The 26,262-nt window shown below is 38.9% G+C and carries 21 protein-coding genes; 13 read left to right on the top strand and 8 right to left on the bottom strand.

Features of this window, described 5'->3' with window-relative positions; all coding sequences use genetic code 11:
- Positions 1-4: 4 nt before the first annotated feature.
- Positions 5-949, bottom strand: a complete 945-nt coding sequence (locus tag I6F54_RS00455) for a hypothetical protein (protein WP_165741119.1) — start codon at positions 947-949, stop codon at positions 5-7.
- Positions 942-1,808: a hypothetical protein gene (locus tag I6F54_RS00450; RefSeq protein ID WP_197119942.1), complete on the bottom strand. Its 867-nt coding sequence runs from the start codon at positions 1,806-1,808 to the stop codon at positions 942-944. The genes I6F54_RS00455 and I6F54_RS00450 overlap by 8 nt, the downstream gene beginning before the upstream one ends.
- Positions 1,809-2,059: 251 nt before the next feature.
- On the opposite strand from I6F54_RS00450, the gene I6F54_RS00445 reads away from it, so the two are divergent.
- The 3 genes from I6F54_RS00445 (at position 2,060) to I6F54_RS00435 (ending at position 9,590) form a co-directional block, all read left to right on the top strand.
- Positions 2,060-2,914 carry a S1/P1 nuclease gene (locus tag I6F54_RS00445; RefSeq protein ID WP_165728351.1) on the top strand — a complete coding sequence of 285 codons (855 nt, stop codon included), beginning with the start codon at positions 2,060-2,062 and terminating at the stop codon, positions 2,912-2,914.
- A 43-nt stretch (positions 2,915-2,957) separates the two neighbouring features.
- A complete protein-coding gene (locus tag I6F54_RS00440; RefSeq protein WP_024607515.1) occupies positions 2,958-6,131 on the top strand; it encodes a TonB-dependent receptor in 3,174 nt (1,057 codons plus the stop codon).
- A 336-nt stretch (positions 6,132-6,467) separates the two neighbouring features.
- The gene (locus I6F54_RS00435; RefSeq protein WP_197119939.1) at positions 6,468-9,590 is read left to right on the top strand and encodes a TonB-dependent receptor; all 3,123 of its coding nucleotides are present in this window, start codon (positions 6,468-6,470) and stop codon (positions 9,588-9,590) included.
- 52 nt (positions 9,591-9,642) lie between these two features.
- On the opposite strand, the gene I6F54_RS00430 is transcribed toward I6F54_RS00435, so the two are convergent.
- Positions 9,643-10,074, bottom strand: a complete 432-nt coding sequence (locus I6F54_RS00430) for a MarR family winged helix-turn-helix transcriptional regulator (protein ID WP_197139342.1) — start codon at positions 10,072-10,074, stop codon at positions 9,643-9,645.
- A gap of 153 nt (positions 10,075-10,227) precedes the next feature.
- Here I6F54_RS00430 and hmgA point away from each other — a divergent pair, with 153 nt between their 5' ends.
- Together hmgA and maiA are read left to right on the top strand one after the other, a co-directional pair.
- Entirely contained in the window at positions 10,228-11,529 is a 1,302-nt protein-coding gene (gene hmgA, locus I6F54_RS00425) for a homogentisate 1,2-dioxygenase (RefSeq protein WP_197139341.1), read from the top strand.
- A 2-nt stretch (positions 11,530-11,531) separates the two neighbouring features.
- On the top strand, positions 11,532-12,161 hold the full coding sequence (gene maiA / locus I6F54_RS00420; protein WP_197139340.1) for a maleylacetoacetate isomerase: 630 nt from the start codon (positions 11,532-11,534) through the stop codon (positions 12,159-12,161).
- Positions 12,162-12,194: 33 nt separating this feature from the next.
- Here the strand turns inward: maiA and I6F54_RS00415 are convergent, their stop codons facing one another.
- The gene (locus tag I6F54_RS00415) at positions 12,195-12,428 is read right to left on the bottom strand and encodes a TIGR02647 family protein (RefSeq protein WP_007582405.1); all 234 of its coding nucleotides are present in this window, start codon (positions 12,426-12,428) and stop codon (positions 12,195-12,197) included.
- A gap of 138 nt (positions 12,429-12,566) precedes the next feature.
- On the opposite strand from I6F54_RS00415, the gene I6F54_RS00410 reads away from it, so the two are divergent.
- Together I6F54_RS00410 and I6F54_RS00405 are read left to right on the top strand one after the other, a co-directional pair.
- Positions 12,567-12,869 (top strand): DUF1496 domain-containing protein, encoded by a 303-nt coding sequence (locus I6F54_RS00410; RefSeq protein ID WP_008134362.1) that lies wholly within the window; start codon positions 12,567-12,569, stop codon positions 12,867-12,869.
- Positions 12,870-12,923: 54 nt separating this feature from the next.
- Positions 12,924-13,232, top strand: coding sequence for a VF530 family DNA-binding protein (locus I6F54_RS00405; RefSeq protein WP_010553962.1), 309 nt, complete (start codon positions 12,924-12,926; stop codon positions 13,230-13,232).
- 50 nt (positions 13,233-13,282) lie between these two features.
- Here I6F54_RS00405 and I6F54_RS00400 read toward each other — a convergent pair whose 3' ends face one another.
- Positions 13,283-14,902 (bottom strand): diacylglycerol kinase family protein, encoded by a 1,620-nt coding sequence (locus I6F54_RS00400; RefSeq protein WP_197139339.1) that lies wholly within the window; start codon positions 14,900-14,902, stop codon positions 13,283-13,285.
- Between the two features lie 349 nt (positions 14,903-15,251).
- Here I6F54_RS00400 and I6F54_RS00395 point away from each other — a divergent pair, with 349 nt between their 5' ends.
- The 6 genes from I6F54_RS00395 (at position 15,252) to I6F54_RS00370 (ending at position 20,916) form a co-directional block, all read left to right on the top strand.
- Entirely contained in the window at positions 15,252-15,776 is a 525-nt protein-coding gene (locus I6F54_RS00395) for a sigma-70 family RNA polymerase sigma factor (protein WP_007582398.1), read from the top strand.
- A complete protein-coding gene (locus I6F54_RS00390) occupies positions 15,773-16,456 on the top strand; it encodes an anti-sigma factor (RefSeq protein WP_197139338.1) in 684 nt (227 codons plus the stop codon). Before I6F54_RS00395 ends, I6F54_RS00390 begins: the two co-directional genes overlap by 4 nt.
- Positions 16,457-16,614: 158 nt before the next feature.
- Complete coding sequence (locus I6F54_RS00385; RefSeq protein ID WP_197139337.1) at positions 16,615-18,207, top strand: DUF4331 domain-containing protein; 1,593 nt, start codon at positions 16,615-16,617, stop codon at positions 18,205-18,207.
- Positions 18,208-18,218: 11 nt separating this feature from the next.
- Positions 18,219-18,728, top strand: coding sequence for an Ig-like domain-containing protein (locus I6F54_RS00380; RefSeq protein ID WP_165728360.1), 510 nt, complete (start codon positions 18,219-18,221; stop codon positions 18,726-18,728).
- 53 nt (positions 18,729-18,781) lie between these two features.
- Positions 18,782-19,807 carry a hypothetical protein gene (locus I6F54_RS00375; protein WP_165728361.1) on the top strand — a complete coding sequence of 342 codons (1,026 nt, stop codon included), beginning with the start codon at positions 18,782-18,784 and terminating at the stop codon, positions 19,805-19,807.
- Positions 19,804-20,916 (top strand): HupE/UreJ family protein, encoded by a 1,113-nt coding sequence (locus I6F54_RS00370; protein WP_165740725.1) that lies wholly within the window; start codon positions 19,804-19,806, stop codon positions 20,914-20,916. Before I6F54_RS00375 ends, I6F54_RS00370 begins: the two co-directional genes overlap by 4 nt.
- A gap of 66 nt (positions 20,917-20,982) precedes the next feature.
- Here the strand turns inward: I6F54_RS00370 and I6F54_RS00365 are convergent, their stop codons facing one another.
- The 3 genes from I6F54_RS00365 to I6F54_RS00355 form a co-directional block, all read right to left on the bottom strand.
- Positions 20,983-21,609, bottom strand: coding sequence for a TetR/AcrR family transcriptional regulator (locus tag I6F54_RS00365; RefSeq protein ID WP_165728363.1), 627 nt, complete (start codon positions 21,607-21,609; stop codon positions 20,983-20,985).
- Positions 21,610-21,706: 97 nt separating this feature from the next.
- Positions 21,707-23,125 carry an efflux transporter outer membrane subunit gene (locus I6F54_RS00360; RefSeq protein WP_165728364.1) on the bottom strand — a complete coding sequence of 473 codons (1,419 nt, stop codon included), beginning with the start codon at positions 23,123-23,125 and terminating at the stop codon, positions 21,707-21,709.
- Positions 23,122-26,256, bottom strand: coding sequence for an efflux RND transporter permease subunit (locus tag I6F54_RS00355; protein WP_165728365.1), 3,135 nt, complete (start codon positions 26,254-26,256; stop codon positions 23,122-23,124). The genes I6F54_RS00360 and I6F54_RS00355 overlap by 4 nt, the downstream gene beginning before the upstream one ends.
- Between the last annotated feature and the right edge of the window lie 6 nt (positions 26,257-26,262).

The following is a 26,262-nucleotide window of genomic DNA, read 5'->3' as shown; positions in this document are numbered from 1 at the left end:
CTTGTTACTTTCCTATTATTTCAATACTGCCCTTTTTAATATTTGCCAGCCCATAACTATGCAGACGAGAGCGAGAACCCTCCCCGTATGCTTTAGGTGGATAATATAACTCTTTTTCTTCAGGATACTCACTGAGTACTTCATCTAATGCAGCACGTACTTCGCTCAGGGTTTTTTCTAGGCTATTATTAAAGTTAGGCCTTTTTCTAACCGTATGGCCGAGTTCGACCAACCTATAAAAATACTTGTTAGCAAGCTCTAGCAGCTCCTCTGGCACATCTTTATTATGACTAAGCGCTACATCATCGTTATTTGTACAATACTCTACAAGTGCTAAATAAAAGCACAATGGCTTATTGGCTAAACACATTTTTTGTTCTGTATTACAACTACTTGATAATGTTTTATCGTTAAGGTCAACAATAAGTATCAGCGGCGTAGGCTCTTCAATTGATTGATGCTGTGCATTATTAAACTGCTTATTGCTCTGTTTAATAAACGCAAATTTCACCCAAAAACTAATCAATACACTTAATACTAAAAATATAAAATAGTAAATAAAATGGCTCAATGTAAAGTGGGCTTGTTGGACGTTAAATACAACTAATACGAACCCATTATTAGTGCTCAAACTACGTATTATTTGGTGTGAGTTTACAGGTGTTACCATCTCGTTTTTTGGTGCAATAGCAACAACTTTGAGCTCGTTCGAATTAATGTAGCTGTTTAAAGTTTTAATGTAGCTGTTAACTGCATCTTTATTACCTGAATGCTTTAGCAGCTCATTTGATAAATCGAGTAAGGGTAAGTCGAGTGCTATTTGCCTTTCTATCTGCGTAATTTTTTGTTTAGCTACTTGCTGGCTTTTTTGAGTTACAGAAATATAAAAGACAGACGACAAAATAAAAAACAAACTTATAATAACAAGTAATTGCTTATACTTACTCATCACCAACCTCCTCTTTTAAGCCTACTGAGCTGGCGCCACAGCGCCAAAATGGCTGGACGTTTTGATAGTAATGCAAACTTTGATCTTTAGACATATCAAGCAAATTTTCCTGCACTGCGCATAATAAATCAGTGTTGTTTTGCTGCATTTTTAAATACCATCTTGTTCCAGAAATATTATTACTCAATGGCGTAATATAGTTTTTTGAAAAACGTTTTTCGTCGCTCTCTTTCCAAAACGAAGCAATAATATCTACTTTTCCATTAGCGAGTAAATCACGTAATTCGTTATGAGAGCTAGCATAAGTGATTTTCAAATTGGCTAAATTAATATCCAACTCTTTAAACGTTTGCTTTGGTAAAATATGCCCTGATCGGCTGGTCGGATAATCAAGCAAACCTATGCGCTTATCTAAAAAGTATTGTTTAGTAACTCTAGGTTTTTCTTTAGAAGATATAAAAAAAGCCGTGTAGTCAGAAAAGCCAACAACGGGCTGGTAGTTATAGGTCGACTCTGCTTTAAAGGCTGCCATAATATTGTTTTTAGCCAAAATTAAGTCAGCAATTCCTTTACCCACAAACTCAAAGCTGTCTGCCGTTCTATACCCCCAATACCCTTTTACAGAGCCATATTGCTTAGCCACCACGTTATCAGAGCATAACTTTTGTGTTAATAACTTAGCTATTTTTTTTGATTGCGTAAAAACAATTAATTGGCCTTTGTTACTTGTTGCAGTTGTTTGACACTCTGTTGAGGTTTCGATCATAACTGGAAAGTGTAATTCATCATTGTATACACTAACTTGACCGCAAACCCACGTAACGACCAATAATAGAAACAAAAATGTAACAATTAACATTTTGTGCAACACGATATTTTTAAAATTCAAAGCAATGCCACTCAAAAATAGACTATATAGTGCATTTGAACAATTTCGCTTACTTATTACAACAAGTAATTTTACCTGTTAAACATAAACTATTGATTTAAAAGTAATGTGAATAAGAAACTATGAATTTTAATGAGTCCTTCCTATCAACACCAAAAGTAAGGACAATTGACCGCATTAGCCTGTAGCAACGCCATGAAATATTCATTAAGGAAGTTCTAATGCATAGCAATATAAAGTACTCGATATCTTCTGCGCTTTTGATTAGTGCAATATTTACAAGCACTGACTCACATGCTTGGGGTCAAAATGGCCACCGCATTGTAGGTAAGATTGCAGAATCTCATATAAGCGAAACAACTAAAGCGGCAATACAACCCTACCTTGATGGTGAATCACTTGCACAAATATCAACGTGGCCTGATGAAATGCGCTCTGCCCCTGGCGAGTTTTGGCAAAAGCAATCATCTCGTTGGCATTATATTAATGCAGCACCAGGAAAATCTTTCAGCTTCAATCACGAGCACACTAAAAACAAAGAATCTGTAAGTAATATCCTAGAAGGCATTCACTATTCAATGCAAACGCTCACTGATAAAAATAGCACCTTAGATGCTAAACAGTTCAGTTTACGTTTTTTAGTACATTTGGTGGGCGACAGTCACCAACCATTTCATGCTGGTCGAAGTGAAGATAGAGGTGGCAACCGTATTAAGGTTTCATTTTTTAACGAAGAAACAAATCTTCACAGCCTTTGGGATACAAAGTTAGTTGAGAACGAGAATTTATCGTTTACTGAGTACGCACAATTTATTGATACAAATAACAGCGAGTTAATTGCTGAGTATTTACAAAGCTCACCTATGACATGGGTTGAAGAATCTCATAATTTAGCCACAAAAATTTATAAATATACCAACAACGAAATTGGTTATAGCTACATATATAACAATACTCCAATTATAAAGACGCGCTTACAACAAGCGGGTATTCGATTAGCTGGATTACTAAATGCCCTATTTGACCCTTCTGCAAAAGAGTTAGAAACGGCACTGAAAATGACGACTGACAAATAAACTGTATTAAATTTATATAACCTACACACGGGAAATCAACATTATGACTAAGCTTCGCCTTTCGAAATTAACTGGAGCGGTAATTTTAGCTCTAGGTGTTTCTACAAGCGCAATGGCTGCTGATACTTCATCTGCAATGCGTGGTAAAATTACAACGCCTTCAGGTGGCAGTGCTGCAAACGTTAAAATCAAAGTAATTCACCAACCAACAGGTACTATTAGCGAACTAACTACAAACGAAAGTGGTACGTTTATCGCTAATGGTTTACGTGTAGGTGGTCCTTACATGGTTATCATTGATTCTGATACGTTTAACGATACCACTGTTGAAAATATATACTTGAACCTTGGTGAAACTTACCGTTTAAGCTCGCAGCTTGCTCCGCTAAACATCGAAAAGATTGAAGTGTCTGGTTATAAGATTGTTCAACAATCAGGTGGCTCTAGCAGTACATTTGGCTCTGACACTATTGAAAATATGCCAAGCTTTAATCGTGACATTAAAGATATTGCGCGCTTAAACCCACTTGCCAGTATTAATGGTAATGGTGAGCTAACGTTTGCAGGTAGTAACCCTCGTACCAACGGTTTAACAGTTGACGGTATTGGTCAAAATGATGACTTTGGCTTGAACTTTGGTGGCTACCCTACTTCTCAGCCTCCTGTAGCACTTGATGCTATTGAACAAGTTTCTGTTGATGTATCTCCTTTCTCAGCTTCTAAAGGTAACTTTGGTGGCGGTACTATTAACGCAGTAACAAAATCTGGTACAAATGAGTTTAAGTTCTCTGGCTTTTATGAAATATCTACTCCTGAGATAGCTGGCGATGTTGATAATATTGTACAAGAAGACGATCTTGATGAGCTAGGTCATAAAACTTACTCTACAAATAAAGTAGAGCCGATTAAAACTGAAGAAAGATTTGGTTTTAATGTCGGTGGAGCGATTATTGAAGATGAACTGTTTTACTTTGTTAACTATGCAGAATGGTCAAGTGAATTAGATCTAGATTACGGCTTTGACGGTTCTGGTGCTTCAAATGAATTTAATACTTCTGAAGCTAACTATAATCGTTTCATTTCTATCTTAAATAATGAATACGGCTTAACTGATTCATTAGCCGGTGCGCCAGAAGATACAAACAAAAACTTGCTTGTTAAATTAAGCTGGAACGCAAGTGATGACCACCGTTTAGATTTCACTTATCAATGGCAAGACGACCAAGATGAGCGTAACTCTAGCACAGGCGGTGATAATATAGCCTTAGTTTCAAGCACTTATGCATACGTAACTAAGTTTAATAACTTTTCATCTAAACTTTACTCTGATTGGACTGAAAACTTTTCAACAGAAATTGGTGTGTCGTATAAAGATGTTACCTCTGATAGCGCAACTCGCTCTAACTTAGGAAGCATTACTGTTGAGGAAGACGGTCGAAATGGTCCTTCTTACAACTTTGGTACAGATCAATACCGCCATGCAAACCGTTCAGAAACACAAAACCTAACTTTTACGTTAGACGCTACGTATTTAATGGATGAGCATGAAATAAACTTTGGAGCTCAGTACGAGTCACTTCGTTTATATAACTTGTTTGCTCAAAACTCTCTTGGAACGTGGAAATTTGATAGCTTAGAAAATTTTGAAAACCGTGAAATTGGTTCTTATGATTTCTCTTATCAAAATGCTTACACTAATGATTCAGCTGATACAGCATATGATGTAAGACGTAACCAGCTAGCGCTTTACATAGAAGATACTTTTTATGTAGGTGATGATTTAGAAGTTACAGCAGGTGTTCGTTATGAGCGTTTGTCATCTGATGATAAACCAACTCTAAATGAAAATTTTGCTAATACGTATGGCTTTACTAACCAAGAAAATCTTGATGGCCTAGACATTATACTTCCTCGTGTTGGCTTTAAGTACTACGTAACAGAAGCGCTTACTATTAATGGTGGTATTGGTCGTTTCCAAGGCGGCATTCCAAATGTTTGGTATAACAATTCATTCCAAAGTGATGGCATTACTTTAGTATCAGCACAAAACGATGTAATTAATGATTACTATGCAAATAACACAGCTGATATTACTCAGGTTCCTGATGAAATAAAAAATACATTAGAGCAAGGTGCTGGTAGCGTTGCGTATATCGACCCTGACTTTAAATTGCCTTCAAGTATTCGTACTCAAATAGGTTTTGAATATGAGTTTGATTCTGAACTATTAGGTGATGGATTTAAATGGCAAGCTGAAATTGCTTACCATAAAAAAGAAAATGAAGCGGTATGGCATAATTCGTCTATTAACCCAGTAGGCTTAGCTGCGGACGGCGAACGTGTTATCAATCAAAGTATTTACAGTGGCGATAATGTTGACATAGAAATGACTAATTCATCGGATGATGGTCGTTCAATTATTATTTCAACGGGTATTGCTAAACAATGGGACAATGGCCTGTTTGTATCGGCAAGCTATGCTCACCAAGATGTTACAGAATCGTCAGCAGGTTCAGCTTCTCAGGCAGAAGGTAACTATAAGCACAATATTACAGTAAATCGTAATGAAGATATTGCAGCACGTGGCTTTTACGAAGTTGAGCACAGCTTTAAAATTAACTTAGCGTATAACACTGAATTTTTTGAAGGATATGCAACCAAGTTCAATGTTTATTTTGAACGTCGTTCAGGTCGCCCATTTAGTTACACAATGAATATGTATAAAGATGAAGACTTAGGTGATACTAGCTCTTTATTCACTAATGGTGCTTACTTACCTTATATCCCTACAGGTGCTGATGATCCGAATGTAAATTGGGCTGATTCTAAAATGACTTGGGCTGAGTTAGAACCGTTATTAGAGCGTGCTGGTATATCTCAACGTGGTGGGATTTTAGGTAAAAATACAGCAACTCAACCTTGGGTTACTACAATGGATGTTAGCATTAAGCAAGAAATACCTGGCTTTGCTGAAGGTCACACTGGTGAGGTTTATCTAATGATTGATAATTTCGCAAACCTTCTAAACAGCGACTGGGGTGTAGAAAAACGCTTAGGTTACTCTAACCAAACTATTTATGACTTTGGTGGTCTTGATGATCAAGGTAGATATAAAATAGACAACAGTTTTGGCGGTGCGGATGTGCGTAATTACTCGCAAATCAGTTCATCGTCATCAGCTTGGCAGGCTAAAGTTGGTATTAGCTACAAGTTTTAAGTCTTAATAGGTAAGTAATAACACATTAAGTTATTTGTTAACAAAACCCATTGCAAAATTGTAATGGGTTTTTTGTTTTTCACACCCCAATTTCACATGTTTGTCATAAAGCCCACGTAATATATACCCCGATATAGAGTTATTGCTCGAAAAAACACTCAAATAGACAAAAATAGTACTATTTATTAAAAATATATTGCAGTTGTATTTTATTTGTAACGAATAAATAAGGTACACTAGTAACGGATTTTGAATAAATGAACTTCAACTGTTTATTTTGAAAAATTTTAAAATAAAAATATAAAAATTTAATTAATAACTACACGGGAAAATTAAATGAAAACTCAATTACGCAAAACAGCTCTTTCACTTGCTATTGCAGCATGTGTTGGTGTAAGTGGCGCTGCAATGGCTAACGAAACGACCTCAGCAATTAAAGGTCAAGTGATGGGGCCTAACGGCAACCCAGCAGCCGGCACTAAAGTAACAATTTTACACGTACCTTCTGGATCAGTAAAAACAACTGAAGTAAATGACGCTGGTTATTTCACAGCTAAAGGCCTGCGAGTTGGCGGTCCTTATAAAGTAGTTGTTGATTCAGATGTATATGCAGACCAAGAATTCAATAACATAATTCTTAATATTGGTAACGATTACCCAGTAAACGTTTCTCTTGAGTCACAATCAAGCATGGAACAAATTGTAGTTTCTGGCGCACCAATCAGCTCTATGTCAGGTGGTACTGGTCCGGCGTCTACATTTACGCTAACTGATCTTGAAAATACACCAGCTATTAACCGTGATTTAAAAGACATTATTCGTATCGACCCGCGTATCACAATTGATGATAGCCGTGGTTCAATTAACTGTGGTGGTGGTAACCCTCGCTACAACAGCTTAACGCTAGACGGCGTTCGTATGAACGATAACTTCGGCTTAAGCTCAAATGGTTACCCTACTATTCGCGCCCCTTTCTCTTTTGATTCAATTGAACAAGTTTCAGCTGAACTTGCACCGTTTGACGTTCAATACGGTGGTTTTACATCGTGTAACATCAACGCTGTAACCAAATCTGGTGGCAATGATGTTCATGGCGCTGTTTTCTACGATTACACTAGTGACTCTTTCAAGGGTGATAAAATTGAAGGTGATGACGTTGATAACGGTAACTACACCGAAAAACGTTACGGCTTCAACGTAGGTCTTCCACTAATTGAAGATAAACTATTTTTATTTACTTCATATGAAAAACTTGAAGGTGTTCAACAGTTTAACTACGATGGTTTAAGCAGCGGCAGTGTAACTGCTGATGATATCTCGCGTATCACAAGCGTTGCTCAAACTGTATATGGTTACGATGTAGGCGGAATGCCTTCAAGTATGCCTGTTGAAGATGAAAAAATCTTAGTTAAACTAGATTGGAACATCAACGAAGATCACCGTGCAAACTTAATCTATAACTACAACGATGGTAATACTGTTTCACAGTCTGATACTGGTTCTAGCCGTGTATCACTATCTAATCACTTTTATGACCAAAGTGCAGAATTCACTTCAATCATTGCATCTGTTTACTCTGATTGGTCAGATGACTTCTCTACTGAAGTACGTATTGGTAAGTCTGAGCTAGATGCAACAGTACAATCACTAGATGCAGCAAGCAGCTTTGGTGAAATGCAAATTCGTACCGAAGATGGTGGTACAGTTTATATTGGTCCAGATGACTCACGTCAATCTAATGACTTAGACTACGATACAACTACATTTAAAGTTGCAGGTACTTACTACCTTGATCAGCACACAATTACTGCTGGTTACGAGTTTGAAGAGTTAGATGTATTTAACTTATTCGTTCAGCATACTGAAGGTGAATACCGTTTCAACAATGTTGATGATTTTGAAAATGGTATTGCAAGTGCTGTTTACTACAACAATGCTGCTGCTACAAATGATCCAAACGATGCTGCTGCGAGTTTTTCGTACGCTCAGCATACATTTTACGTGCAAGACGAGTATTCGTTTACTGACTTAGACGCAAATATTACGTTTGGTTTACGTTACGATAAATACACCAGTGATGATGTACCTAACTTAAATCAAAACTTTACTGATCGCTATGGCTACAGTAACCAAAGTACATTTGATGGTATTGATTTAATTCAACCTCGTGTAGGCTTCCAATGGTACGCGACAGATGCACTTGAAGTACGTGCAGGTGTTGGCTTGTTCTCAGGCGGTAACCCTAACGTTTGGTTATCTAACTCTTACTCAAACGACGGCATTACTAACATTAGTGCAAACCAGTTTGGTTCTATCGACTTGTTCGCAACACCTAATGTAAATAATGGTACTCCAGGATTTGAAGTACCTCAGTCTCAATTTGATGCAGTAGCTGACACTGTAATCGGCTCAGGCGATTCACAAGCAAACGCTGTTGACCCAGACTTTGAAATCCCATCAGAGTGGAAATACTCACTTGGTGCAACGTACACAACTGAAAACGAGTACGTAATCTCTCTTGATTACTTATACTCGAAGAAAAAAGATGCTGCGTTAATGCGTGACATCGCACTTCAAGATACAGGTACAACTACGTTTGACGGCCGCCCTATTTACGAATCAATTGAAGGTCGTTCAAACGAATACTTACTAACAAATGTTAGCGGTGATAGCGGTGATTCATCAGTTATCTCACTAGCTGTTAGCAAAATGTTTGATAATGGCGTAAGCGTTAACTTTGGTTATGCATACACAGATTCTGATGATGTTAACCCAATGACTAGCTCTGTAGCTGGTTCAAACTACGGTAATATTGCGCTAACAGATCCAGGTAACCCAGGTGTTGCTTCATCTGATTACGAAATTCCACATCGTTTTACTATGACTCTTGGTTATAGTCATGAGTTTGTTGATGGATTTGCTACTCGCTTTAACCTATTCGGTGAAGCATATAAAGGCCTACCATACAGCTACACATTTGATGGCAGTGATAAAGATACTTTTGGTGACAACAACTGGAATGGCAACCGCCAGCTATTGTATGTTCCACTTGAAAACGATCCTAACGTTGTTTACGACATGAGCGCTGCTGATATCAATGAATTCAATGATTTTATCGCATCAAATGGTTTAGAACGTGGTCAAACGACTAGCCGTAACGCTGAAAACTCTGATTGGTTTGTTAAGTTTAACTTTAAGTTAACTCAAGAGCTTCCTGGTTTTATGGAAGGTCACAAAGGTGAAGCATTCTTCGTAATTGATAACCTTACAAATCTGTTAAACGATGATTGGGGCGTACTTAAAAAAGGTCCTTTCGTAGGCGCTAGCATGATCGAAACATCACTTGATGATCAAGGCCGTTACGTTTACTCAGGCTTTAACGGAAATAATGCAAATACATCAGTACAAACTGATGCATCTGTATGGCAAATGCGTGTAGGTCTTCGTTACACTTTCTAATTTAGAACTGTAACCTAAAACATCTTTTAAAAGCCCACTTTGGTGGGCTTTTTTATGCCTTTAATTTATTATTTAACTTTTCAAAAATACTCACTAGCACTTCGTATTCTTCGTTAGTTAAAGTGCTCAGTAATTGTTTTTCCCAATTCAATGCATCGGGTGCTATTTGCTCATATAAGCTTTGCCCTGCTTGGCTCAGTACAAGTAATGCTGCGCGTTTGTCTTGCTCATTTAGCTCACTTCTCACTAAACCTTTATCTATTAAAACTTTTACCGCGCGCGACACTGTCGACTTGTCCATATTTGCTTGCGTGCATAAATCCTTTGCGTTGCTTTGGCCATACTGCGCTAAATTAGCAAGTATTCGCCACTGGGGAATATTTAAACCGTACTTAGTTTGATAAACCTCGGCAAAGTCGTTACTTACACGTGTTGCTACATTCGTTAATTGATAAGGTAAAAACGTTGCTAAATCGATTTTCATTTTTAGTTATCCCAGCTTTGTAAGGTTTACTTTGGTGTTCATTAATATTTACGCAGATGCATAGTTGCACATTTGATATTAGTCTCACTTGAGAGTATCTTAACTGAAATAAAAATAATATTAAACCAACCCCCCCTCTCACAGGAGTCAGTAATGGCGACACAATTAAATTATATGACAGGTTTTGGTAATGAATTTGAAACACAAGCGCTACCCGGTGCACTGCCAATAGGACAATTTAGCCCACAAAAGGTTAAATACGATTTATACACTGAGCAATTTAGTTCGACTGCATTTACGGCTCCTCGCGCTTCAAATCGCCGCACTTGGTTTTACCGCCTTCGTCCTTCGGTAGTGCAAGGTGATTACCAAGCAATTGATAACGGCCTAATAAGAACAGCCCCAATTACTGAGGCCGTAACACCACCAACAATGCTACGTTGGAATCCTATTGATATGCCTTCACAGCCTACTGACTTTATTGATGGCTTGGTAACGATGGCAGCTAATGGCAGTGCTAATGGGCAATCGGGTATTGGCATTCATCTATATGTCGCTAATCAGTCAATGCAAGGACGTTACTTTTGCAATGCCGATGGCGAAATGTTGTTTGTTCCTCAGCAAGGTGAGTTATTAATTCACACCGAGTGCGGCAAGTTAAGCATTAAACCAGGTGAAATTGCTGTAATTCCCAGAGGAATTAAGTTCTCTGTTGATTTAATTGATGATACAGCGCGGGGTTATATTTGTGAAAATTATGGCCATGCGTTAGAGCTTGCAGAGCGAGGACCTGTTGGTGCAAACGGTTACGCCAACGACAGAGACTTTCAATACCCCGTTGCTGCCTTTGAAGATAAAAAAGGTGACTTTGAGCTTGTATCTAAATTCAACGGTAATTTATTTAGCTGTGAAATTAAGCACTCTCCTTTTGATGTGGTTGCATGGACCGGTAATAGCTCACCCTATAAATACGACTTATCGCGTTTTAATGTAATAAATACAGTGAGCTTTGATCACCCCGACCCGTCTATATTTACCGTGCTAACCTCTCCTTCTGCTACTGAGGGTATGGCAAATGTCGATTTTGTGATATTTCCACCACGTTGGATGGTAGCCGAAAATACATTCCGCCCGCCGTATTATCACCGCAATATTATGAGTGAATTTATGGGCTTGATTGAGGGTGTGTATGATGCAAAAGAGCATGGTTTTGTACCTGGTGGTGCAAGTTTACACAATTGTATGTCGCCACATGGACCTGAAGCCGACGTATTTGAAAAAGCCTCAAATGCTGAGCTTACACCACAAAAATACGAAAACACATTGGCCTTTATGTTTGAGTCGCGCTATATAATTTCACCAACAAAATATGCACTAGAAGGCAAAGAGCGCCAACCAAACTATACCGATTGCTGGCGTACTATTAAAAAACAATTTACAGGTTCACAGGATTAATTATGAAATTATACAGCTACTTTCGCTCATCAGCGGCCTATAGGGTACGTATAGCGCTTAACTTAAAAGCAATTGATCATGAACTTGCTATTGTTAACCTTTTAAAATCGGAGCAGCTTGGGGAAGAATACTTAGCGACTAATCCGCAAGGGTTACTACCTGCACTTGAAACCGATAATGGTGTTTTAGCACAATCGCTTGCAATACTGGAATGGCTTGATGAAACTTATCCGCAATCGCCATTAATTACAGGAACTGCGTGGCAAAAAGCACAAATAAGAAATTTAAGCTTTGCCATTGCCTGCGATATTCATCCTGTTGATAATTTACGCGTGCTGAAGTATTTATCGAACGAATTAGGTGTTGATGACGAGGCTAAAAATAAGTGGTATCGACATTGGATAGAAGTTGGTTTTGAAAAAATAGAACTGATGCTAAACGAAAATGATGACTACTGTTTTGGTAATCAACCAACACTTGCTGACATTTGTTTAGTGCCGCAAGTATTTAATGCAATTCGTTTTAACGTAAATATGAGCGCTTATCCAAAAATTGCAGCTATTTACGAACACTGTAATAAATTAGCTGCATTTAATGATGCTGCACCGCAAAATCAACCCGATGCAAATTAAGCTAGTTCAGTAACTAACTAGAGTTCAGGTTAGCTAGCTTTGTAGCGCACTATGAATAACCGTAATGTGCTCAATTAAATCTAAGCCCAGATCAGTTAAATATCCGCCATCTGGGCTATCTATAATCCCTTTTTCAAATAAACGTTGCGCTGCACTAAGTAAGCTTGGCTCTGCGTCTGAGTGTAATTTAATACCCTGCATTTTACTGTCGCGAGGAAACTTTGCTAATAGTGTGAATTCTTCGATCATTGTTTGATTAAATTGCATTGTGTGCACCTTTTTATTTGAATCCAAGTTGTTCTGTGAGTAACTAAGTTTATAATTAAAATCACTTTGTGTACTTTACACTAGCACGTTTTTTAGCCTAATGTATTATTTTTAACCCTCCCTATTTAAAGGCCTCTAATGCGTAACTTTTTAATTCTATGCTTTTGTTTTAGCAGCTTATCGTATTCAATACTTAGTGAAGCAACAACCCTTAAAACCCATTCAATTATTGATGCAAACCAGTTTGTAAATGAAGAATCAAACTGTTGGTACGACAACAAACGCTATAGCGAAGGCGCATTAATACAAATTCACTCATTTACACTTTTGTGCGGTGCTAAAACACCCCAGCACAGTAACAGCCAACTCATTTGGCTTAAAATAGATAAACAGGGTAATGCTATTTACCCAACAGCTCCTAAAACAATCACTGTGAATTAGCGCTAAAAGCTGATTTGAGCTACAATGCACGCAGTTTAAATAAGTAGTATGGCTATGGATAATCAACCTAAAAACCCTTTACATGGGGTAACGTTAGAACAAATACTTGTTGAGTTAGAACAGCGACTTGGCTGGAGAACACTTGGCGAGCAAGTAAAAATCAAATGCTTTACTGATCAACCGAGCATTAAATCGAGTTTAAAGTTTTTGCGTAAAACGCCTTGGGCTCGCGATAAAGTGGAAGCACTTTATATTCACACTATAAATAACAAACCTATTCGTAGACCAAAAAGTGCGCCGAGAGAAACATCTTCTCAAGCGCCGGATACAACAGGGTTTGTTTGGCCATCAATTAAAAAATGATGTAAAAAAGGAGCTAATTTAGCTCCTTTTTTGATTGTAATTAGCGCGATTTATTGCTCTTTGCAAATCACATTTAATGAGGCCGGCTCAATAGTAATAACGAGTTTGTGAGCAGTTTTAACTTCACCGTCAAGTACGTACTTAAGCTCTCCTTCACCTGTCACCTCGACTCTTTTAGCATTTGTATGATGCGAATTTATAGCTAAATGTGTTTGAGTTAAACTGCTAAACATCAGTTCTGCAATGCTCAATATTGTCGTAGAATTTTCATTATTTGGTGTTAGCCAATTCACATCAAGAAGCCCGTCACTATGATCTGGCTGCCCACCACCTTGAGCCAATAACGTTGTAAAAGGCGCAGCATTAGCCACAATAAAGCTATTTGTACATATTTCTTTCGGCTCATTATCATCGAGTTTCACACTAAGTAACTGTGATTTTTGCTCGCCAAACGCTTCAAAAAAGCCATTTAAATAGGCAAGTTGCCCCGACTTATTTTTCGACTCTCTATCTGCTTTTTCAATCATTGATTGCTCAAAACCAATGCCCGCTAATAAAAGTACTAATTCGTTATTACAATAAGCGGTATCTATTGTGCTTGTTTGACCATCAATTATTAAATCACAGGCTTGTTCAACAGGAATAAATTTAGAGCTAATCCCCATCAATACATGCGCAAGTGCGTTTGCAGTCCCCATTGGTATAATACCTAGCTTACATTGTGTATTTACAAGTACGCTTGCAACTTCGGCCACTGTACCATCGCCTCCACACGCTATTATCATGTCTGGTTTTTGCGTAATCGCTTGTTTAGCAAGCTCAATACCGTTTACGTCTTGTGAAGTAGTAAGTACTTTTAAATCGTAATAGGCCGATAACCGCGCAACAATTAAGTGCTCTTTTTCTTGCCATAATCGTGTACCAGATACTGGATTTGCAATTAAAACTGCTTTGTTTTTAATCAGCAGCTCGCCTTTTTTATGACGCTTAGCTAAATGACGCAGCTGATGCTTATTTAAGTTTGCGGTTTCGCGGGTTTCCTTTATTTGTGCAAGTACTTCATGTACATCTGCATTTTTGTTTTGACTCAATAAATAAGCCGCCATTACAAAAACTGACCGCCCACGGCCTAAAGCACAATGTACAACTACGCGACGGTTTTCTTTAATATGATGATGTATCCAATTAATAGCCTGATTTAACTGAGAATGGGTAGGAATACTATGATCGAGCACCGGAATGTTTAAGTAATTTATATTCTCTTGTGTTGAACTCCACTCGAGTCCGTCAAATTCACACGTAACGTCTAAAATTGCAGTAATTCCGTTATCTTTTAATGTGTCTATGTCTGAGGGAAATAATCGGCAAGCTAAAAATAGGTTTTCGTTTATTTTTTGAATTGGCGGCACTTTATCGCGCTTACGTGACCAGGCATTATAAATTTGCACACCAAATAAAAATGGCACAAACGCCCAACGTATATAAAATGGGATCACCCCATTTTCACGTTTTCTAAATATTTTTGCTGTATTAAAAATATATGCGGTACTCACTAATAAAAGTGACAGTGCAGTCCAATAAAAAACAATAGCAAAGTAAACAGAGTTTACTTCCCAACCAATAAAAATAAGTAGTAATGCTAAAAGTGAATAACCAATTGCAGCCCACATAGTTTCTCCTTTGTGTAAATAATTCCGATTTTCTAATTTTAATTTAAACGGCTTTATGTACTCTTTTGCAAATATCACGCCATATAAATGGCATTTTAAATTCAAATTAAAATCATAAGCTATTGATATATAATGTTAATAATAAAATAAATTTAAGTACAATCTGCTCTTTGTACATTTTTTACAAACATGTGAATAAATTATACCTACACGTCTAAATTTCAAACACTGATCGGTTATTGCTTGTACTAACGTATAAAGCAGCTAATCTAAAAATCAATTAAATTTTTTGCATCCAAATCACACTCTCAAGCGTTTACTCAATGATAATAAGAAAAACAGGACCCCTATGGATAACGATGATTTACTCCCTCTTTTGTGCGCAACAGCACAAGGAGACAAAAATGCTTTCTCAAGTTTATATCAACAAACTAGCGGCAAACTTTTTGCTATTAGTTTAAATATGCTCACTAACAGAGCTTATGCGGAAGAGGCACTACAAGACGCTTTTATAAAAATTTGGCATAACGCATCTGAATATAACGCCTCTAAAGGCACCGTTATTAGTTGGATGATAAGTATAGTTAGGTATAGAAGTCTTGACTCACTGCGCTATCACAAAGTACGAAAAGAGCAGTCGTTAGGCGATGACGAATATGAAAATGAAAGTGTTGACGTTAATTACGATGAAGAAACGAAACTGGTTAATTGTATCGAACAACTTGAGCCGCAACAAAAACAAGCTATTCACTTAGCTTATTATAAGGGGCTGAGTCATAGCGAGCTAGTGGATCATATAGAGACGCCATTAGGTACAGTTAAAAGCTGGATCAGGCGTGGGCTTATGCAGCTACAAAGGTGTTTAACATTATGAATTATAATAAACCCGAACTATTAGACGCGCTTGCTGGGCAGTACGTGCTTGGCACACTTAGAGGGCTTGCCCGTAAGCGTTTTCAGCGTCTGTTACTTAACTCAAATCAAGCACGTGAAGCAACAAGTCTATGGGAGCAAAACCTAAACAACTTAGCGAGTGCTATTACACCGCAAACGCCACGTGACGATGTATGGGTAAATATACTACAGCGTATTGAAAACAGGCCACAAACAAGTAAAACAGTCATACATACCAAGCCTTCAATTTGGCGTACATGGTCTTTTGTGGCAACTGCTGCGTGTATTGTTTTAGCCTTTTTGGTTATTCAACCTAGTACCGATGTTATGCACACTCAACAAATTGCTTTGGTTCAAAATCAAGATAAACAATCATTGTGGTTTATTGATGTAAGCGAGCAAGGGCTCTCAATTAAAGCCAGTAGCCAATTGGTTGCCCAAACTAATAAAGATTATGAGTTGTGGATGATTTTAAAAGGGCAAGATGCACCTATTTCACTGGGTTTACTGCCCAAGCAAGGCAGTAAAATATTATTTAAAGATAACCGCTTTAACGCAAGTGATATCGCATTGTTAGCAGTGAGCTTAGAACCTATTGGTGGCTCACCAAATGGATCTCCTACTGAGGTACTATACACCACAGAGCTGGTACTTTTATAACCCTACTATTATGACTAAAGTTGGCTGTTTACTTAAAGCAGCCAACCTTCTTTAAAACTTTTTTAACAAAAAATAAAAATAATTTAACTTTTTTGCATCCAATTTAAATCCTGCCCCGTTATTAGCTATGACTTCAATCAAAACTAAAGGACAAAGTCATGAAAGCTTTAACTCCATCAATACTCGCAGTAGTAATATGTAGTACGTTTGTAAGTGCACCAAGTGAAGCATCAAGTCACAGAGAAGCGCCAAATATAAGCCGTTTCCCGACTTTAGATTCAACCGATTTTTATATATTTAATAGTTACGAGCAAGGTCGTGATGATTTTGTAACATTAATTGCTAACTATATCCCGCTGCAAGATGCATACGGCGGTCCTAATTACTTTGCAATGGACCCAGATGCTACCTACAGCATTCATATAGATAACGACGGCGATGCTGTTGAAGATATTACATTTGCGTTTAACTTTAAAAGCATGCTTCCTAATGATAACCAAGGTGTGCAATTAACTGTTGGACCTGAAGGTAATCAGCGTACCGTGTCTGTACCGCTTAAAAATGTAGGCGGTGTATCTGCCGGTGATGACAGCGCTGCAAATTTTAGCGAATCATACACAATGAGTATGATTAGCGGCGCGCAGCGTACTGGCGAAACAACGCTACTAAACAACACAGCATCAAACTCAAGTACATTTTCTAAACCACTTGATTATGTGGGCAATAAAACATTTGGTTCAATGAGCGATTACCAAACTTACGCTGACCAATTTGTGTATCAGGTTTCAATTCCTAACTGTGAAAGCATGGCACAAGTTTTTGTAGGACAACGTAAAGACCCATTTGTAGTTAACCTAGGCAAAACATTTGATTTAGTTAACTATGTACCTGTAGAGGGTGATAGCGCCCCTGGTGCTGGTGACGGCGGTGGTTTTCCAGGTGGTATAACACAATCAGCTGATAACGACGACCTTGCAGATAAAAACGTAACATCAATCGCTATCGAAATACCTAAAAGCTGTATTGTTGGTGAAGGTAACGGCGTAATAGGTTCGTGGACAACAGCAAGCCTACCTCAAGCTCGCGTATTAAACCCTAATGCTAAATTTGCTAATAACGCCGTTAATGGTGGTGCTTTAACACAAGTTTCACGCTTGGGTAGCCCGCTTGTAAACGAGCTTGTAATTGGCATTAAAGACAAAGACACATTTTCCACTGCTCACCCTAAAGATGATGCACAATTTTTAGATTATGTATCTCATCCAGCACTACCAGAGTTATTAAACATTTTATTTAAAGATGCTGTTAATACGACCCTTGGCGCAAACTTAGAAACACTGGCACCCACAAACTTCCCGCGTACTGATTTAATCACTGCATTTTTAACAGGTTTTGCAGGCGTTAATCAACAAGCAACTGTAACACCTTCAGAAATGCTACGTTTAAATACAGGCATTGCAGCAACAGCGCAAGCTGATCAATCTGCATTTGGTGTAGCGGGTAATGATTTAGCCGGCTTCCCAAATGGTCGTCGCCCGGGTGATGATGTGGTTGATATTGCACTTCGTGTTGTGATGGGTCGTTTATGTCATCCTATTCCTGTAAATGGTGAAGACACTGATTTAGGACTTTGTGCACCAGAGGATGCTAATACAGGCACAGTGCCATTTACAGACGGCGCGCCTATTGATGCAACAATGATGGATTCATCATTCCCATACCTTGCAACACCGCTTGCTGGCTCTAAATAAGGAGTAAAATAATGCGTAATTTAAAAACTACCCATATTTGTGTTCTCCTCAGTGCATTAACATTGGGAGCATGTAGTAGCGATGACGATAAAAAACAACCTACACCGGTTGTAAACACAGCGCCTACCGCAAGTGATGCAATGCTAACTACACAAACTGAAGTAAGCATTACCGATATGCTTAGCGCAACCGACAATGATGGCGATTCGCTTACTTACTCGTTAACAAGTGAGCCAACTCTTGGAACTGTTACCGTTAATAGCGATGGTAACTTTACCTATACACCGCATAAAGAAGTGACAGGTTCAGATAGTTTTATGTTTGGTGTAAGTGATGGCGTTAATTCGCAAGTAACTGCAACAGTGAACATTACAATTGACGCACTACAAGTCGACTTTGCTCAATTTGCAACCGATGCATTTAATCAAGCCCCAAATGCAGAGCCGTTAACTGTTAACGGTCGGGTGTTTACAAACACCGATACCGATGTTGATGGATTAATTTCAACAAACGGTAACTAACCAAGTAATTAAGCTGACAGGCCATGGATGGCTTTTTTCAAAGGATATTTATAATGCATTTATCAATTTTTAAGTCCGTCGCATTTATTACTTTCTGCCTAACACCCATTGCGTTAAGCGCTGCGCCTTTTACCCCAAAAGATGATGCAGTTATTGCCAAAAGTAATTCAACGCTTAGTGCTTCTCTGTCTGTTGAGGAAATAAATACATTAGTCACTAACAGCCAATATGCAGGCCAAACAGAGCGCTTACAGGGGCTACTTAAAACCCGTTTAGCCCAGCTATATAAACAAACACCCTCATCTCAAATTGGTTACTTATATGCTCGCGTTTTACAAAAAGAGCACCTTTTTGACGAAGCTATTGATATTGCTAACAACGTTTTGATTGGAGAGCCAAAACATAGTAATAGCCATTTATTGCTAGCCAATATATTTATGACTCAAGGTAAGTTCGCACAAGCAAAAAAACACTGCGTAGCCTTAATTGGGCAAGTAAGCACTATTACTGCTAGCACCTGTGTACTCGATGTACAAAGCCAACATGAAAGCGTTTTAGACAGCTACCAAGCATTAGTAAAAATTATAAATAATAATCAAACTAGCCTAGCTACAAACCATGTTTTAAGTGAAATGAGCTACCGTTTAAATAACTACAAACAAGCGTTGTCTCACTTACAAAGTGTAGATTTAGTTCAAGCCCCTGTGAGCCTTATTGTTTTATGGGCCGATATTCAAATTGCTCTAAATCAACCACAACAAGTATTAAATACATTAAGCGTACTGCTACCTGATAAAAGTAATTTAGAGGATGCTATTTTGTTAAGACTTTCAATCGCAGAAAAAAAACTAAATAAACGCGATAAAAAATGGCAAAATACAATGGCGCAAAGAGTTACACTACGAGAGCTTCGCAAAGATTCTTTTCATGCAAGTGACTTAGCTAAATATTACCTTGATGTACAACCAAATCGCGAAAAAGCACTTTACTGGGCTCATATTAATTGGCAACAGGCTAAAATGAGCACCGATGAGCAATTACTTACTCAAGCAAAAGCGATGCAACGAGACACACTATGAAAACGCCTTATCTATTTATACTCACTTTAATGCTGTGCATTTTTTCAACTTACAGCTTTGCCCATCAATTAAGTACAAGTTATATAACCTTAAATAGCGAGAACAATAACGACACCAACAAAAACCAATACACGGGTACCTGGCAAATTAATATAGCCGACTTAGAGCACGCAGTGCCTCTGGATTTAGACAAAAATGGGCAAATTTCGTGGGCAGAAATAAAAGCAAAACGCAGCTCAATTAATAACTTCATTGAAGAAAATTTAAATATCACGCAAAACGCGCAATCATGCCCTTTAAAAAGTGAAGGTATCTATCAGCTAGATAACCATTTTAACCAGCCTTATTTGGTTATTCCGCTGCTGTTTAGCTGTGATGACAATGAAGCAATCTCCCTTTCCTATTCCGCTTTTTTTAAAACCGATGCCAATCATAAATCCATCGTAAATATAAACGGTGTATCTCGTGTATTTAATATCAACGAGGCACAACAAACGTTCAGCTTTGAGCAAACAAGTTATTTAAGTACGTTTAATCAATACGTGTATCAGGGTGTTTTACATATTTGGATTGGTATTGATCATATTTTATTTTTAATCGCCCTGTTACTTACCTGTGTTTTAAAACGCAGCGATAAAGCATGGCAAGGTATTAGCTCTAAAAAACAAATTATTAAACACACAGCATGGATAGTAACCGCGTTTACGCTTGCGCACTCTATTACGCTTACCGGCACCGCTATGAACCTTGTATCACCAAATAGCCGCTGGGTAGAACTTGGAATTGCTATATCGGTTTTATTTGCAGCATTAAATAATGTGTGGCCGTTGGTACTTCGTTTAGGTTGGCTTACTTTTGCTTTTGGTTTACTACATGGGATGGGATTTGCGAGCGTACTTGGCGAACTTGGCTTGTCGAGCGACTATCAACTGCTTAGCATTTTAGCGTTTAATTTAGGCGTCGAAATCGGCCAACTTAGTATCTTACTAGTAGCCTTACCAATACTCATTTATGTACGACACTACACTTGGTATAAAAAGTGGTTAATGCCAATGGGCTCCGTTGCTATCGCAATCATTGCACTTCAGTGGTCAATCGAGCGCTTTTAAATAGACTAAAATAAAAAAGCTAGCCAAAATATTGGCTAGCTTACTTTTGGTTATTTATTTTGAGCGTTACTGCGCTTCATCAAATGGCATCAGTAATGTTTTCATTGCAGGGCGAAGTGCTATTAGTACCGTTTCTTCGGTTAGCTCAGGGTAAAGTAACTTTCTGAGTAATAACCCCGCCATCATCGAAAAAATAACATTAATTCGGCTTTCAAGTTCAAGTTCATCAATATCTTTTAGCGCACTTCGCTCACTTGTTAAAAGCTGTCTCATGCGATCTCTTGCCTGAACATCAGTTTCGCGTAAAAGTGTTGCCACTTTAACATTTCGACCTGCTTCAGCCATCATGTCTAAATCAATAACACACGATCCCGTGTCCATGTGCCTTTGCACACCAATGTTTAAGCCATCAATGAGCGCTTGAAGTACATCACCAGGATGATCTTCAAACTGTTGGAAGATAGAAAACATCTCTTCCATGTCTTTTTCAATAATGCTTTCTATAATTGCTTCTTTACTTTCAAAGTAATTATAAATATGGCCTGCACTCATCCCTGCCGTTTTAGATATTTCAGCCATGCCTGCACCGTGGTAACCTTTTCGGTGAAAACACTCTGCAGCAGCTGTTAGTATTTGTTCGCGCCTAGCTTGCGCTATCGCGGGATCTGTTTGCCTTCTTGCTTTAGGCTTCATGTTCAACTCCACTACTAAGTCTTAAACTCAGTAAAGCGAGCACTATAAATAGCCTCGCTGTATCATTAAAATGCAGCTCGCCAGCGAGCTGCTAATATTACTGCTCTTCCTGAGTTGTTTTGTCGCTCGTATTCCATCCGCCACCAAGCGCTTTGTACAAGTTAATTTGGCTTGCAAGATACGCTTGCTGACCCGAAATTAACTGTTGCTGTGCGCCGTACCATGTACGCTGAGCATCAAGTACTTGCAAGTAGCTATCTGCGCCTTTTTCGTAACGCATTTTTGATAAATCAAATGTGATTTGTCGGCTACTTATAAGCATATCAAGTGCACTTAATTGCTCTTGGTAACCTTCTCTATCAGCAAGAGCATCGGCAACTTCGCGAAACGCATTTTGAATTTTTTGCTGGTACGTTGCCACCGCAATTGCTTGATCGGCTTTTGCTACATCAAGATTTGCTTGGTTACGTCCCATATTAAAAATAGGTAAGCTAATTGACGGCACAAAACTCCATGTACCTGAGCCCGAATCAAACAAGCCACTTAAATCACTTGAAGCAGACCCGGCATTGGCTGTTAAGCTAATACTTGGATAAAACGCCGCACGTGCAATACCAATATTGGCATTTGCAGCAAGCATTAAATGCTCAGCGGCTTTAATATCAGGGCGTTGCGATAACAGGTCAGACGGTAAACCGACCGGCACTTCTGGCATACTGATCAAGTTGGTCAGGTCTTTACTAGGCAGTAAATCAGCTGAAACAGATTTACCCACTAATAAATCTAGGGCACTTTTATCACGCTTTAACAGACGTTTGTACGTTGCTATGTCTACTTTTGCTGTAGCAACTGTACTTCTAAGCTGCTCAAGGGTAATTGAAGAAGTTGCACCTAAATCAAAGCTTTTTTGCGTAAGCGATAATGACTCTTGCTGAGAGGTGAGCGTTTCTTTTGCAAGCTCTAGCAGTTGTAAGTCCGTCGCGTAACTAAGCCACGCATTTGCCAACTCTGAAATTAAAGACACCTGCGTACTGTATTGGCTAAGCTCTGTAGAGTATAAATTTTGGAGTGCTTGCGCTGATTGATTGCGTACTTTGCCCCAAATATCTAACTCGTAAGACGTAATGCCCACTGTTGCACTGTATTGCGAGCTAATAGCTGCATCGCCAGTACCTGATAAGTCAGCCGGTAAACGCTGGCGCGTACCAGAAGCATTTAAATCAAGCGACGGATACAAAGCAGAGTCTTCAATTTGATACAAACCACGCACACGCTGCACATTAAGCACTGCAATTTGCATGTCTTTATTGTGCTCAAGGCTTTGCGTAATTAAGGTTTGTAGTTTTTCATCATTAAAAAACTGCTGCCAATTTAATTGCTGCGCAGCGCTTTGCTCAGTACCTGATGCATAAGCATCAGATACTGGTAGAGCAAGGTCTTTTTGCTCTGGCGCTAATTGACAACCACTTAGCACCAATAAAGTAATTGCACTTAGGCTGAATGTTTTAATACTCATTCTGCACTCTCCTTCGTTGTCTCTTTAGCTTTACCTGGGAATACACGGCGAACTAAAACAAAGAATAAAGGTACAAAAACAACAACTAATATTGATGATGCAAGTGTGCCACCAATAATCGAAATACCTAGCGCATTTTGCGCACCAGAGCCCGCGCTTGAGGCGATTGCTAGTGGGATTACACCACAAATAAACGCCATTGAAGTCATTAAAATTGGACGTAAACGAAGGCGTACCGCAGCAACTGCAGCATCAACAAGCCCTAGTCCTTCATCCATTTTATGAATCGCAAACTCTACAATCAGTATCGCATTTTTAGATGCCAAACCAATGGTGGTCAACAAGCCAACCTGCAAGTAAATATCGTTAGATAAGCCACCGCCTAGCGCTGCCATAATTGCACCAAATATACCCAGTGGCACAATCATCATTACCGCAAACGGTACCGACCAACTTTCATAAAGTGCAGCTAAACATAAAAATACAAACAATAGCGATAAGCCATATAGTAAAGGTGCTTGACCACTACTTGAGCGCTCTTGGAATGAAATACCGGTCCACTCAGACGAAATACCATTAGGTAATTGTTTAACTAAACGCTCCATTTCATCCATTGCTTGGCCTGTACTGTAACCCGGCGCTGCGCTACCTTGAATTTCCATTGCTGAAAAACCATTGTAACGCTCTAAACGTGGCGAACCATACGTCCAGTAAGCACTAGCGAACGCTGAAAACGGCACCATATCGCCATTATCATTGCGCACATACCACTTATTTAGATCCTCAGGCACCATGCGCGATTGTGCATCACCTTGCATATACACTTTTTTAACTCGACCACGGTCAATAAAGTCATTCACATAACTACTACCCCATGCTGTCGAAAGTGTACTGTTAATATCGTTTTGCGACACACCAAGCGCTTCGGCTTTTGCCAAATCTGTATCAAGTTGTAGTTCTGGCATATCTTCTTGTCCATTTGGACGTACGCCCGCTAAAATTGGACTTTGGCTTGCTAAACCTAATAACTGATTTCGTGCCGCCAAAAGTGCGTCATGGCCAAGGCCTACACGGTCTTGTAAGAAAATATTGAAGCCATTAGCAGTACCCAGTTCAACAATTGCAGGTGGCGGGAATGCAAACACAAACGCTTCTTTTATCGTTGAAAAGTAGCCCATCGCTTTACCTGCAACACCTTGAACAGATAACTCGTCACGTTGACGCTCATCCCAATGTTTAAGGTTAACAAAGGCAATTGCTGAGTTTTGGCCAGAGCCTGCAAAACTAAAACCAGTAACGGTAAAAATACCATTCACAGCTTCAGATTGATCGTTTAAAAAGTGATTTTCTACCTTTTTAACAACCTCAAGCGTTTGCTGTGTTGTAGAGCCTGCTGGCAGTGAAACTTGGTTAAACAAAATACCTTGGTCTTCGTCAGGTAAAAATGCCGTTGGCAAGCTTGAGAATACATAAACCATACCGCCCACAATCACGCCATAAATAAGTAAGTAGCGTTTAGAGTGCGTAAGCATACGGCCTACAAAGCTTTGTGCACCTGAATTTGTTTTATCAAAACCACGGTTAAAGCCTGTAAAAAATCGGCCAAATAACGTCTCATTGTTATGTACATGGCTTGGTTTTAAAAGCGTTGCACACAATGCAGGCGTTAAAATAAGAGCAACTAAAACAGATAACCCCATCGCCGATACCAGTGTTATAGAAAACTGACGATAAATAATACCGGTAGAGCCACTAAAGAATGCCATTGGGATAAATACCGCAGAAAGCACCATGGCAATACCTACCAGCGCGCCTTTAATTTCATCCATCGATTTACGCGTAGCTTCAAGTGCCGAGAGTTTTTCCTCGGTCATTAAGCGCTCAACGTTTTCTACCACAACGATTGCGTCATCTACCAATAAGCCTATGGCAAGTACCATCGCAAACATCGTTAGCGTATTTATTGAATAACCAAAGGTGTACAAAATACCAAACGTACCTAGTAAAACCACTGGCACTGCTATTGTTGGTATAAGTGTTGCCCTAAAGTTTTGTAGGAACAAATACATAACTACAAAAACAAGTACAACAGCTTCAATTAAGGTGTGAATAACTTTTTCGATAGATAACGATACAAACGGCGTTGTGTCGTAAGGTATAACAGCATCTAACCCTTCAGGGAAAAACGGTTTTAGCTCTTCAATTGCTTTTTTAACTCCAGCGGCAGTATCAAGTGCGTTAGCACCACTGGCTAATTTAATACCTAACCCTGATGCAGGTTGCCCATCGTAACGAGCAACAACGCGGTAGCTTTCACCGCCAAGCTCTACTCTAGCAACGTCCTCTAGACGTACAAAAGAGCCATCTGGATTAGTTTTAACCAATATTTGTTCAAATTGCTCTGGCGTTTGTAATCGACTTTGCGCTGTTACTGTTGCATTAAGTTGCTGACCATCAACGGCAGGCATACCGCCAAGTTGACCGGCAGATACTTGTGCATTTTGCGCACTAATTGATGCACTAATATCAGCAGGTGTCAGCTTATAATTTTGTAACTTTGAAGGGTCTAACCAAATACGCATCGCGTACTGAGAACCAAACAGCTGCACTTCACCTACGCCTTCAACACGCGAGACAATATCTTGCACGTTTGATGAAACATAATCGCCAATATCAATATTGGTCATGCTGCCATCTTTAGACACAAAAGCATAAACCATTAAAAAGTTACGCGCTGACTTTGCAACTACAACACCTTGCCTTTGAACGGCTTCTGGTAATAGTGGAGTCGCTGTTGCTAGTTTATTTTGCACTTGGACTTGTGCAATATCAGGGTCAGTTTCAGCGCTAAACGAAAGTGTAAGCGTAGCAGAACCACTCGACTCAGAAGTAGATGACATATAAAGCAGGCCATCAAGTCCTTTCATTTTTTGCTCAATAACTTGCGTTACCGTATCTTCAAGTGTACGTGCAGATGCACCAGGGTACGTTGCAGTAATACTCACTGCAGGTGGTGCAATTGAAGGATACTGCGAAATAGGTAAACTCCTAATCGCCAAAATACCTGCAAGCATCACTACAATAGCGAGTACCCAAGCAAATATCGGTCTATCGATAAAAAATCGTGACATTAAAAC

Source organism: Pseudoalteromonas sp. SWXJZ10B, assembly GCF_015864475.1.
Classification (GTDB): domain Bacteria; phylum Pseudomonadota; class Gammaproteobacteria; order Enterobacterales; family Alteromonadaceae; genus Pseudoalteromonas; species Pseudoalteromonas arctica.
The sequence above is the reverse complement of the archived record's forward strand: the minus strand, read 5'-3'. Positions and strand labels throughout refer to the sequence as shown.

What these genes read in the sequence shown, in the direction of transcription:
- I6F54_RS00410 (WP_008134362.1), top strand. Translation starts at nt 12,567, where the DNA reads ATGCGTAACTTTTTAATTCTATGCTTTTGTTTTAGCAGCTTATCGTAT.
- I6F54_RS00400 (WP_197139339.1), bottom strand. Translation starts at nt 14,902, where the DNA reads ATGTGGGCTGCAATTGGTTATTCACTTTTAGCATTACTACTTATTTTT.
- I6F54_RS00355 (WP_165728365.1), bottom strand. Translation starts at nt 26,256, where the DNA reads ATGTCACGATTTTTTATCGATAGACCGATATTTGCTTGGGTACTCGCT.
- maiA (WP_197139340.1), top strand. Translation starts at nt 11,532, where the DNA reads ATGAAATTATACAGCTACTTTCGCTCATCAGCGGCCTATAGGGTACGT.
- I6F54_RS00430 (WP_197139342.1), bottom strand. Translation starts at nt 10,074, where the DNA reads ATGAAAATCGATTTAGCAACGTTTTTACCTTATCAATTAACGAATGTA.
- I6F54_RS00370 (WP_165740725.1), top strand. Translation starts at nt 19,804, where the DNA reads ATGAAAACGCCTTATCTATTTATACTCACTTTAATGCTGTGCATTTTT.
- I6F54_RS00360 (WP_165728364.1), bottom strand. Translation starts at nt 23,125, where the DNA reads ATGAGTATTAAAACATTCAGCCTAAGTGCAATTACTTTATTGGTGCTA.
- I6F54_RS00450 (WP_197119942.1), bottom strand. Translation starts at nt 1,808, where the DNA reads ATGTTAATTGTTACATTTTTGTTTCTATTATTGGTCGTTACGTGGGTT.
- I6F54_RS00415 (WP_007582405.1), bottom strand. Translation starts at nt 12,428, where the DNA reads ATGCAATTTAATCAAACAATGATCGAAGAATTCACACTATTAGCAAAG.
- I6F54_RS00455 (WP_165741119.1), bottom strand. Translation starts at nt 949, where the DNA reads ATGAGTAAGTATAAGCAATTACTTGTTATTATAAGTTTGTTTTTTATT.
- I6F54_RS00390 (WP_197139338.1), top strand. Translation starts at nt 15,773, where the DNA reads ATGAATTATAATAAACCCGAACTATTAGACGCGCTTGCTGGGCAGTAC.
- I6F54_RS00395 (WP_007582398.1), top strand. Translation starts at nt 15,252, where the DNA reads ATGGATAACGATGATTTACTCCCTCTTTTGTGCGCAACAGCACAAGGA.
- I6F54_RS00385 (WP_197139337.1), top strand. Translation starts at nt 16,615, where the DNA reads ATGAAAGCTTTAACTCCATCAATACTCGCAGTAGTAATATGTAGTACG.
- I6F54_RS00375 (WP_165728361.1), top strand. Translation starts at nt 18,782, where the DNA reads ATGCATTTATCAATTTTTAAGTCCGTCGCATTTATTACTTTCTGCCTA.
- I6F54_RS00380 (WP_165728360.1), top strand. Translation starts at nt 18,219, where the DNA reads ATGCGTAATTTAAAAACTACCCATATTTGTGTTCTCCTCAGTGCATTA.
- I6F54_RS00435 (WP_197119939.1), top strand. Translation starts at nt 6,468, where the DNA reads ATGAAAACTCAATTACGCAAAACAGCTCTTTCACTTGCTATTGCAGCA.
- hmgA (WP_197139341.1), top strand. Translation starts at nt 10,228, where the DNA reads ATGGCGACACAATTAAATTATATGACAGGTTTTGGTAATGAATTTGAA.
- I6F54_RS00365 (WP_165728363.1), bottom strand. Translation starts at nt 21,609, where the DNA reads ATGAAGCCTAAAGCAAGAAGGCAAACAGATCCCGCGATAGCGCAAGCT.
- I6F54_RS00445 (WP_165728351.1), top strand. Translation starts at nt 2,060, where the DNA reads ATGCATAGCAATATAAAGTACTCGATATCTTCTGCGCTTTTGATTAGT.
- I6F54_RS00440 (WP_024607515.1), top strand. Translation starts at nt 2,958, where the DNA reads ATGACTAAGCTTCGCCTTTCGAAATTAACTGGAGCGGTAATTTTAGCT.
- I6F54_RS00405 (WP_010553962.1), top strand. Translation starts at nt 12,924, where the DNA reads ATGGATAATCAACCTAAAAACCCTTTACATGGGGTAACGTTAGAACAA.